The following is a 6,160-nucleotide window of genomic DNA, read 5'->3' as shown; positions in this document are numbered from 1 at the left end:
GCGCTAAGCATAACGCTTTTAAATATTTCGTTGTCATAGTTCCCTTGCTTACGCATGTCGCAATAATAATACCTATGTCCAAAAAGTAGACTATCACGGAAACCCGTGTTGCCACGCAAACCGTGTTAATTATTTGACGGCAGTCAGCATTCTGCGACGTGATCGGTGCAACTGTGCTCATGGTTTTAGGTTTATGGAAGATTACCTTAAGCGGTCCCATGCTTCAAATAAGATTGCATGATGACGGATTAAATCGGAAGAATGATCAAGGGGTTGATCGCCCGCGATCGCACCGAAACGATGATCAAGAGAGGCTTGTCCCCATCGAACCTTGACTAACGCCTTGATATTAAATTGTTTAGTTAGATTTATATCGTCTTTTTTCATCTTGTTAGTCTTGCCTTTTCGATGATCAATCGTAAAAACATGAGGGATCCTTCGCATTTTCAAGGTCAAAATGACATTCGCCGTAAAAAATGCGGTACTTGATCATAGTTCCGAAAAATTGCCATGATGGAAACCACATCATGTGTGATTGGTCGTTTTAGCTATTAGTTATCCGAGAACAATGGTTAGCCGAGAACAATGGTTAGCTGAGAATAATGGTTAGCTGAGAATAATGGTTAGCTAAGAACAGAGAAGCATTCGCGAATGGGAAGAAAGCGTGCCAGAATAAAGAAGGGTTAACAGACGATGAGCCAAAGATCGTGAATAAGGGAGGAGCATAATGGCTGCATCACCGAAGGTTTCAGAAGTCATTGCCTTACCCAGACAGCCACGGCACCACAGTCATGACTACAAACAAGTGGTCATTGGGCTGCAGGGGCAAACGGAGTTTGATGTTGGTGGACGAGGAAGTCTTATTGGTCCAGGACAGGGCTGTTTAGTCGCGGAATCTCAAGAACATGCTTTTACTGGCGTGGGACGAAACGAAATTTTAGTGATTAACCTTCCTTCGCAAGAATGGTCAGAGCAAGCGTTAATGCATGAAAATATTGCGCGCTTATTTGCTCGTGAGCCGTATTTTCAATTAGATACTCACGCACAAATACTGATCAAAGCATTATCGGCAGAGATGATTGCCAATCCCTCCGATCCTTTGCTCAGTCGTGCCTGTGCCGATACGTTAATGTGTGTGTTGCACCGTCACTTCCGGGATCATGTCTCTCCTCGTCGCGATGGCCATCGATTAAATATGGATATTATCGATCGCTATATTCATCAGCATATCAGCCGTAAGATCACAGTTGCGCAATTAGCGGGCAGTGTTTTCTTGGCAGAAAGCCAGTTTCATCAATTATTTAAACAACAAGTCGGGACCACTCCGCATCAATATGTACTGGATAAACGCTTTGCAATGGCAAAGCAGCTTATCAAAGACAGTGATCTGACCATGGCTCAAATTGCAGACAGTTGTGGTTTTTCTAGTCAAAGTGGATTTACTAATGCGTTTTCGCGCTATTTTGGTTTGTCGCCCGCCAGGTTTAAATGCACACCTTAAGCCAAAGATTATCGCAATTTACCCAGCATTACGTTGCACCACATCGACTCAGCTGCCGATCATTTGTTACGCCTCTATAGCGATCGGCGGCTTTATTTGTTAATCATCGGAGGATTTTGCAATAATGCCGGTGTTTTTTGTAAGACCTTACTGATAGACCACGCATAGAATCGATCGCAGAGTAACAATGACGTAACATTTTCCTGCCCGAGTTTGGGAGGACGTGAGTGAGGATACCGCTATGTTTAAAGCCATCGATGCTATGCAGCCCTCGTTTATCGAGCGCCCATTAGCGAAGATTTGGTCTGAAATCTCTCCGCTTTATTGTGTTGACGAAAGTGAGTGGCTGAAAGAACTCATTCCGCTTGCGCAAGCCTCAGAAAATGAGCGAGAGCAAACACGTCGTCAAGCGACTCAGTTAATTGAGCGGGTACGTGCTGATAAAAAAGCCGTACAAATGATTGATGCGCTGTTGTTGGAATACAGTTTAGACACACGGGAAGGCATTCTGTTGATGTGTCTTGCCGAAGCTCTGATGCGGGTCCCCGACGCGCATACTGCTGATGCGCTTATTCGTGACAAACTCAGTGTTGCTGACTGGAAAGCACATTTGCGTCACTCTGATTCCTTATTTGTCAACGCTTCCACCTGGGGGTTAATGCTAACAGGTAAAGTGGTGACCTTAGATGAGAGCACCGAAGGCAAACCGGCGTCAGTGATCAATCGCCTTGTGAATAAAATGTCAGAGCCTGTGATTCGCCAAGCGATGCATCAAGCGATGAAAATCATGGGTCATCAGTTCGTGCTTGGGCGTGACATTGATGAGGCGCAGAAAAACGGCGAAGGCCCGCGCACGAATGGCTTTACGTACTCGTTCGACATGCTCGGTGAAGCGGCATTAACTCAAGATGATGCCAAAGCCTATCTCAACGATTACTTACAGGCGATTGAGTCCGTCGGCGAGGCGAAAGCCAGTTATCAAGGACCGTCACCATCCGTCTCAATCAAGTTGTCTGCCTTGCATCCACGTTATGAAGCGGCGAATCAAGATCGCATGATGACAGAGATGTTTGAGACGGTTCTGGTTTTGCTGAAACGTGCGCGTGAAAAAGATGTTGCGATCACCATTGATGCGGAAGAAGCGGATAGGTTGGAGCTTTCGCTTGCGCTGTTTGAAAAGCTATATCGCGACCCTGTGGTGAAAGGTTGGGGAAAGTTTGGTTTAGTGGTGCAAGCCTACTCTAAACGCGCGCTACCTGTGATCACTTGGTTAGCGGCTTTAGCAAAAGAACAAGGTGATGTGATCCCAATGCGGTTAGTAAAAGGCGCTTATTGGGACAGTGAAATTAAACTGTGTCAGCAAACTGGGCATCACGGTTATCCGGTATTTACCCGCAAAGAAGGGACAGACGTTTCTTACCTAGCCTGTGCACGCTTCCTACTTAGCGAGCATATACGCGGTCTGATTTATCCGCAATTTGCCAGCCATAATGCCCATACGATTGCGGCGATTGCGTCTATGGCGACACATAATGACTTTGAGTTCCAGCGCCTACATGGCATGGGCGATGCGCTTTACAATCACGCCAAAGCCTTGTTCAACACCGAAGTGCGTATTTATGCGCCAGTCGGCAGCCATAAAGATTTGTTGCCTTATCTGGTTCGCCGTTTGTTAGAGAACGGTGCCAATAGTTCGTTTGTACATCGTTTGGTTGATGCACGTTGCCCGATTGACGATTTGATTGCCGATCCGGTTGATACTTTGTGTGCTAATCACACCTTGCACAACGATCGCATTCCTATGCCGCAAGATATTTTTGGGCCCGCCCGTAAAAACTCGCAAGGTGTCGCGACGGATATCGAATCAGAATGGCAACCCTTCCAGGACAGTGTTGTTCCCTTCATGGGCGAGTACCAATGGCAGGCTGGCCCCATTGTTAACGGTCAGCGTCTGAAAGGCGATACGCATGAGATAACCGCGCCCTATGATCGTAATGAGTCCGTAGGTCACGTTGATTGGGCAACGGCTGAACAGGTGAATAACGCCCTCGATATTGCGGCACAGGCTTATCCGACATGGCGAGATACCGAGGTTAGCCAGCGTGGTAAGTACTTACTTGACCTTGCTGATAAACTAGAAGCAAATCTGGGTGAGCTGGTGGCGATCTGTCATCGTGAGGCGGGTAAAACTATCCACGATAGCATTGATGAAGTCCGAGAGGCCGTCGATTTTTTACGTTATTACCCCGAGCAGGCTAAAGCGTTGCAAACGGAGCCACTGGCCTATCAAGGCTTCGATGGACAAGCACAATCGGTGACCTATCAAGGACGCGGTGTCTTTACATGTATCAGCCCTTGGAACTTCCCATTAGCGATTTTCCTCGGCCAAGTTGGCGCGGCGCTTGTGGCCGGTAATACTGTCGTGGCCAAGCCGGCCGAACAGACATCTATTATTGCTTATCGCGCGATTGAGTTGCTGTTAGACACTGGGATCCCTGCTGGGGTGATTCAGCTATTACCTGGCAGTGGCCCTGTGGTGGGAGCGCCTCTCACCGAGGATACGCGTATTGCAGGGGTCGCATTTACCGGATCCACACCAACAGCACAGCGTATTACCCGCACCTTGGCAGAGCGCGATGCCGATCCTGTGCCAGTTATCGCGGAAACCGGGGGGCAGAATGCAATGCTAGTGGACAGTACGGCATTGCCCGAGCAGGTGGTGCGCGATGTATTGCGTTCTGCTTTCGCCTCTGCGGGTCAGCGCTGTTCAGCGTTGCGTGTGCTTTATATTCAAGAAGACATTGCTGACCGCGTGATTGGCTTAATAAAAGGGGCGATGGCGGAGCTGTCTGTGGGACGCCCAGAGCGGCTATCAACCGATGTGGGGCCAGTGATTGATCAAACGGCGAAAGACAAGCTTCTTGCTCACATAGAACAGATGAAGCGCAGCGGTAAGTTGGTCACGCAGGTGCCACTCTCTGCAGATTGTGATAAAGGAACGTTTGTGCCACCAACGGCGTTTGAAATCCGCAGTATTGATCAACTGAGTGAGGAGCATTTTGGTCCCATTCTACATATTGTTCGCTATCGCGCGGATGCGCTCGATAAGGTGATTGATGATATCAACCAAACAGGTTTTGGCTTAACCATGGGGGTGCATAGCCGCAATGAAACGACCTGCGCCCATATTGAGCATCGTGCTCGGGTAGGTAACTGTTATGTCAACCGTGATCAGGTCGGCGCTGTCGTTGGCGTTCAACCCTTTGGCGGTCGCGGCTTATCGGGAACTGGGCCTAAAGCGGGTGGACCACACTATCTGTATCGCTTTACGCAAGCATCAGTAAACGTGCAACAAGTCGGTTGATATCAGGATCAGGAGAAGCGTCATGCATCAATTAAATAGCGTTTTAGAGCAGTGTGAAGCGGTGTGGGAAGACTGGAATGATCAAACTGTCGCCGGTCGCATTGCGTTATTGCAACGGTGGTCTGACACGGTCGCCGCTCGCGGCGATGACCTTGCCCACGCAGCGAAGATGATTCGTTTTCAGTGTGAGAACGCTCAGCGCTTGCTCGATAAGGTACACGAATTGCCCGGCCCGACCGGTGAAACGAACGAGCTGTATACGGCAGGAAGAGGGACTATCGCCATGACAGGTGATGCGTCGCTGACGTCTATTGCTTTGTGTGGTCAGTTAGCGGCTGCGTTGGTGGCGGGTAACTGTGTCGTCGTGAGCGTGGAAGGTTCGCATGCGGACAATGCCGACGCGGTCATGGCGGATCTTGTTAAAGCTGGATGTCCAGATAGAGTTGCTGTACGTGTCGATCTTGAGGTGTGCAGTGATCTATTCAAGCATCCGCAGGTCGTTGGCGTAGCGACGACTGGAACCAAAGAACATGTGCGAGACGTCAATCGTCAGCTCGCACAACGACAGGGTGTGATTGCGACACTGGTTGCGGAAACCGACACTGAGCAGTATTCAGTGATTGGTAGTCCTGACTATGTGTTGCGTTTCGTGACCGAATGCACCCGAACCATAAATATCACTGCTGTAGGTGGTAATGCCACGCTTCTGGAACTCGGTAGTGGTGAACATTAACTTTCCAGAAATGGCCCCAATTGGGGCCATGCAATTGAGGGACACATATGATAGACAATAGCTATGCCATCAGTGCAACCTTTCTGGCATATCTCATCATGATGCTTGCCATTGGTGTGTATGCCTACAAACGGACTTCTAACTCCGAAGATTATTTCCTCGGTGGCCGGTCGTTAGGCCCATGGCCCGCTGCGTTGTCAGCAGGGGCATCAGACATGAGTGGGTGGTTGCTGCTTGGGCTTCCTGGCTATGCCTACGCTGCGGGAATGGAATCACTTTGGCTTGCGGGCGGTTTGTTGTTGGGCACTTATCTTAACTGGTTAATTTGTGCCAAACGCCTGCGGACTTACAGTATTGAAGCAGATAACGCGCTGACGTTACCGGAATTTTTTGCTCGCCGTTTTGAGGATAAATCAAAATTGCTGCAAACCATCTCTGCTTTCTTCATTTTGCTTTTCTTCCTTTTCTACACCAGCTCAGGCTTGGTTGCAGGGGGTAAACTGTTCACCACGGTATTCGGGTTTGATTACACAACCGCGGTGGTGATTGGCACGATTTGTGT

Annotated in this window: 4 protein-coding genes and 1 pseudogene; 4 read left to right on the top strand and 1 reads right to left on the bottom strand. The window is 49.0% G+C overall.

Going from position 1 to position 6,160, the window contains the following annotated elements:
- Positions 1 to 201: 201 nt before the first annotated feature.
- Positions 202 to 387, bottom strand: a complete 186-nt coding sequence (locus BZG79_RS10225; RefSeq protein ID WP_077669804.1) for a hypothetical protein — start codon at positions 385 to 387, stop codon at positions 202 to 204.
- A gap of 340 nt (positions 388 to 727) precedes the next feature.
- On the opposite strand from BZG79_RS10225, the gene BZG79_RS10220 reads away from it, so the two are divergent.
- The 4 genes and pseudogenes from BZG79_RS10220 to BZG79_RS10205 all read left to right on the top strand — a co-directional run.
- Entirely contained in the window at positions 728 to 1,501 is a 774-nt protein-coding gene (locus BZG79_RS10220; protein WP_021024058.1) for an AraC family transcriptional regulator, read from the top strand.
- Positions 1,502 to 1,742: 241 nt separating this feature from the next.
- Positions 1,743 to 4,865, top strand: a complete 3,123-nt coding sequence (gene putA / locus BZG79_RS10215) for a bifunctional proline dehydrogenase/L-glutamate gamma-semialdehyde dehydrogenase PutA (protein WP_077677455.1) — start codon at positions 1,743 to 1,745, stop codon at positions 4,863 to 4,865.
- Positions 4,866 to 4,887: 22 nt separating this feature from the next.
- Positions 4,888 to 5,598 carry an aldehyde dehydrogenase family protein gene (locus BZG79_RS10210; RefSeq protein WP_077774325.1) on the top strand — a complete coding sequence of 237 codons (711 nt, stop codon included), beginning with the start codon at positions 4,888 to 4,890 and terminating at the stop codon, positions 5,596 to 5,598.
- A 47-nt stretch (positions 5,599 to 5,645) separates the two neighbouring features.
- Positions 5,646 to 6,160 (top strand): annotated as a pseudogene (locus BZG79_RS10205) (sodium:proline symporter); the annotation flags it as partial.

Source organism: Salinivibrio sp. MA427 (assembly GCF_001996115.1).
GTDB lineage: Bacteria > Pseudomonadota > Gammaproteobacteria > Enterobacterales > Vibrionaceae > Salinivibrio > Salinivibrio costicola.
The sequence above is the reverse complement of the archived record's forward strand: the minus strand, read 5'-3'. Positions and strand labels throughout refer to the sequence as shown.

What these genes read in the sequence shown, in the direction of transcription:
- BZG79_RS10225 (WP_077669804.1), bottom strand. Translation starts at nt 387, where the DNA reads ATGAAAAAAGACGATATAAATCTAACTAAACAATTTAATATCAAGGCG.
- BZG79_RS10220 (WP_021024058.1), top strand. Translation starts at nt 728, where the DNA reads ATGGCTGCATCACCGAAGGTTTCAGAAGTCATTGCCTTACCCAGACAG.
- putA (WP_077677455.1), top strand. Translation starts at nt 1,743, where the DNA reads ATGTTTAAAGCCATCGATGCTATGCAGCCCTCGTTTATCGAGCGCCCA.
- BZG79_RS10210 (WP_077774325.1), top strand. Translation starts at nt 4,888, where the DNA reads ATGCATCAATTAAATAGCGTTTTAGAGCAGTGTGAAGCGGTGTGGGAA.